This is a genomic window from Streptomyces tateyamensis (assembly GCF_003205575.1).
GTDB classification, from domain to species: Bacteria; Actinomycetota; Actinomycetes; order Streptomycetales; family Streptomycetaceae; genus Kitasatospora; species Kitasatospora tateyamensis.
The window spans coordinates 1-3,087 of the sequence record NZ_PYBW01000218.1; the positions used below are offsets into that span (position 1 = coordinate 1).

At 73.9% G+C, this 3,087-nt stretch carries 5 protein-coding genes; 2 read left to right on the plus strand and 3 right to left on the minus strand.

Features of this window, described 5'->3' with window-relative positions; genetic code table 11:
- Window positions 1-193: 193 nt before the first annotated feature.
- Together C7C46_RS32740 and C7C46_RS32745 are read right to left on the minus strand one after the other, a co-directional pair.
- Entirely contained in the window at window positions 194-430 is a 237-nt protein-coding gene (locus C7C46_RS32740) for a hypothetical protein (RefSeq protein ID WP_146259315.1), read from the minus strand.
- Between the two features lie 86 nt (window positions 431-516).
- The gene (locus C7C46_RS32745) at window positions 517-1,347 is read right to left on the minus strand and encodes an SDR family NAD(P)-dependent oxidoreductase (RefSeq protein WP_110673550.1); all 831 of its coding nucleotides are present in this window, start codon (window positions 1,345-1,347) and stop codon (window positions 517-519) included.
- 94 nt (window positions 1,348-1,441) lie between these two features.
- Here C7C46_RS32745 and C7C46_RS32750 point away from each other — a divergent pair, with 94 nt between their 5' ends.
- Both C7C46_RS32750 and C7C46_RS32755 read left to right on the plus strand, forming a co-directional pair.
- Window positions 1,442-1,864: a MarR family winged helix-turn-helix transcriptional regulator gene (locus C7C46_RS32750; protein ID WP_110673551.1), complete on the plus strand. Its 423-nt coding sequence runs from the start codon at window positions 1,442-1,444 to the stop codon at window positions 1,862-1,864.
- Window positions 1,865-1,884: 20 nt separating this feature from the next.
- Window positions 1,885-2,562, plus strand: coding sequence for a VOC family protein (locus C7C46_RS32755; RefSeq protein ID WP_181442664.1), 678 nt, complete (start codon window positions 1,885-1,887; stop codon window positions 2,560-2,562).
- Between the two features lie 113 nt (window positions 2,563-2,675).
- On the opposite strand, the gene C7C46_RS32760 is transcribed toward C7C46_RS32755, so the two are convergent.
- Window positions 2,676-3,087 (minus strand): phospholipase domain-containing protein (locus C7C46_RS32760; RefSeq protein WP_146259316.1); only part of this gene is annotated, 412 nt, incomplete at its 5' end.

Consider the following 3,087-nt stretch of genomic DNA (forward strand, 5'->3'; position numbering starts at 1 on the left):
ACACACGGTGCGGGGGGAGGGGGGGCGGCACCCCCAACCACGCCCCCGCGCCCCCCCCGCCCCCCCCCCCCCCCCCCCCCCCCCCCCCCGCCCCGCCCCCCCGCGCCCGCCGCCCCGGCCCCGCGAGGGACGGGGGGGGGGGGGCCCCGCCCCCCGGGCCCCGCCCCGCCTGCGACGGCTCAGTCGCGGAGGACTACCCCTCCCACTCGTGGCCGCCCTCGCTCTCCATGTTCGACTCGGCCTGCTCCAGCGGGTCCGCGCCCGGCTGGGCACTCTTGCCGGTCGGGTTCCCCATCGCGTCGGAGACCGGCTTGGGCAGGTGCTGGTCGGCGGCCTGCTGTCCGGCCTCGGTGGCCCTCTCCTTCGCGCCGTCGCCCATCTGGGCGGCCTTCTCGCTGTGGTCACCCATCATGCTTCTGAGCTTGTCCATCAGGCCCATGTCTCCTCCTCGCGGCTCGACCGACCTGGGCAGTCCCAACATGGCACCGCGAGCGGCACCGCGCATGTCGGGAGGCGTCAGCTGATCCAGCCGGCGGTCAGCGCCTGCACCTTGGCACCGTCGCCGTCCGCGAGCTTGATCCCGGCGAAGGCGCGGGCCGCCTCGGAGGTCTGGATCCGGAAGGCCGGGTGCTCGGCCGCCAGCAGCTCGACGATCGGGGCGGCCGCGTCGGCGGAGGACTGCGCGTTGGCGAAGGCCTCCTTGGTCCGGGCCAGGTAGTTGACCAGCGCCGGGGCGTACGGGCCGGCCTGCTCCACCAGCGCGTCGGTGACCCCGACGTTGGCGACGAACTCGCTGCCCACCGCGCCCGGCTCCACCACACTGACCGAGACGCCGACGCTCGCGGCCACCGGCGCCAGTGCCTCCAGGTACCCCTCGACGGCGAACTTGGCCGCGCAGTACGCCTCGTTGAACGGCTGGCCGACCACCCCGCCGACGCTGGTGACCGTCACCAGCCGGCCCTTGGCCGCGCGCAGCAGCGGCAGCGCGGCCCGGGTCACGTTCAGCACGCCGAAGAAGTTGACCTCCATGACCGCGCGCACCTCGGCCACGCTCTCCTGCTCCAGGGTGCCCAGGTGGCCGGCGCCGGCGTTGTTGACCAGCGCGTCCAGCCGGTCCAGCCCGGCCAGGCAGTCGTCCACCGAGGCGGGGTCGGTCACGTCCAGCCGGCGCACCTCGACCGACCCGGCCACGCCGGCCGCCTCGGCCGCTGCCAGCAGCGGGCCGGCCTTGGCGGTGTCCCGCATGGTGGCCAGCACCCGCCAGCCGGCCTGCGCGGCGGCCACCGCGGCGGCCAGCCCGATGCCGGAGGAGGTACCGGTGATCAACACGGTCTTGGTCTCGGTCATGGCGGCTTCACTTCCTTATGATTCATAACTAAGTGCTTCCATAACTATGGATCCAGATATTTCATCCTGTCAAGCACCTCGGTAGACTGCTCCCATGTCCTCTGCACCGCCCCGCGAGCTGACCCGGGAGGTCCTCGGCCTCTTCGCCGCCGTCAACCGCCGCTACCTCGAGGAGTTCGAGGCCGCCGCCGGGGCGCACCAGCTGACTCCGCTGCAGACCAAGGCGCTGCAGGCGGCCGAGTCCCCGGTGCCGATGCGCGAGATCGCGGCCCGGCTGCACGCCGAGCCGTCCAACGTCACCGCGATCGTGGACCGGCTCACCGCGCGCGGCCTGGTCGAGCGGCGCCCGGCCGCGGGCGACCGGCGGGTCAAGCTGGTCGCGGCCACCGAGGCGGGCCTCGCGGTGGTGGCCGACCTGCGGGCCCGGATGCCGTTCGCGGGCAGCCCGCTGGCCGCCCTGGACAGCGGGCAGCAGGAGGCGCTGCGCGACCTGCTGCGGCTGGTCCTGGAGAGCTGACGGTCAGTAGGGTCGCGAGCATGACCACCGAACCCGCGCGGATCCGCGCCAAGCAGTTCCACCAGACGCCCGACCTGGTCGATTGGCGGGTGCTCGGCGAAGGTGCCTGCGCCTACTTCCGCACCGGTTCGCTGGCGGCGGGCGCCCGGCTGCTGACCGCGCTGGCCGAACTGCCCGGCACCTCGCCCGGCAACCCCGACGTGGACGTGCGGGCCGACGGGGTGACGGTGCGGCTGATCACCGTCGAGCCGGACTACTACGGGCTCACCGAGCAGAGCGTCGAGCTGGCCCGGGCCGTCTCCGCCACCGCCGCCCGGCTCGGCTTCGCGGCCGACCCGTCGGCCGTCGGCACGGCGCAGGTCACGGTGGACGCGCTCGACATCCCGGCCGTCCTCGCGTTCTGGCGCGCGCTGCTCGGCTACCAGAACCGCAGCGGCAGCCCCGAGGACCTGATCGATCCGCGCCGGCGCGGCGCCCCGTTCTACTTCCAGCAGCTGGACCGGCCGCGCACCGAGCGCAACTGCCTGCACGTGGACGTCTGGGTCCCGCACGACCAGGCCGCGGCCCGGATCGCGGCCGCCCTGGCGGCGGGCGGGAAACTGGTCAGCGACGAGTACGCGCCCGGCCACTGGGTGCTGGCCGACCCCGAGGGCAACGAGGCCTGCGTCGGCGTCGCCGGCCACCCCGGGCAGGGCTGACCCGGCGTCAGCGCCGCCACCACGAGCGCCACCCCGGCCCTGACCAGCCGCCCCCGCTCCGCCCCGGACCACCAGTGGCCAGGTCCGGGGCGGAACCGCAGGGGGATCTTCGCTCAGCCGGTGGTGCTGGGGGTGCCGGTCTCGAGGTGGCCGGTGAAGCGCTGGGACCAGGTGGTGTCGGAGGAGACGGTGACGGTGAAGTCGTACCAGCCGTTGCAGAGTGCGACCTGGTTGAAGTAGTCGCTGACGGTGGCGCCGGGCTGGACGGTGTAGGTCCAGCTGCCGGTGCGGTACTGGTTGGAGGTGACGGTGTAGGTCACCGCCGAGGTGCCGGTGTTGCCCAGCTTGAACCACAGCGCCGTCTTGCCGGTGTCGGGGGCCGCGGCGTAGGAGGCGGTGGCGGAGCAGGTCTTGCCGGCCTTGGTGGCGTCGCCGGTGAAGCGGCGCAGGAAGCGGTTGGGGCCCACGATTGTCAGGTCGTACTTGCCGGCGCCGTAGTTGGTGCCGCAGTTGAAGAAGTCGCTG

Coding starts and splice junctions, on each gene's coding strand:
- C7C46_RS32740 (WP_146259315.1), bottom strand. CDS start 430: ATGGACAAGCTCAGAAGCATGATGGGTGACCACAGCGAGAAGGCCGCC.
- C7C46_RS32745 (WP_110673550.1), bottom strand. CDS start 1,347: ATGACCGAGACCAAGACCGTGTTGATCACCGGTACCTCCTCCGGCATC.
- C7C46_RS32750 (WP_110673551.1), top strand. CDS start 1,442: ATGTCCTCTGCACCGCCCCGCGAGCTGACCCGGGAGGTCCTCGGCCTC.
- C7C46_RS32755 (WP_181442664.1), top strand. CDS start 1,885: ATGACCACCGAACCCGCGCGGATCCGCGCCAAGCAGTTCCACCAGACG.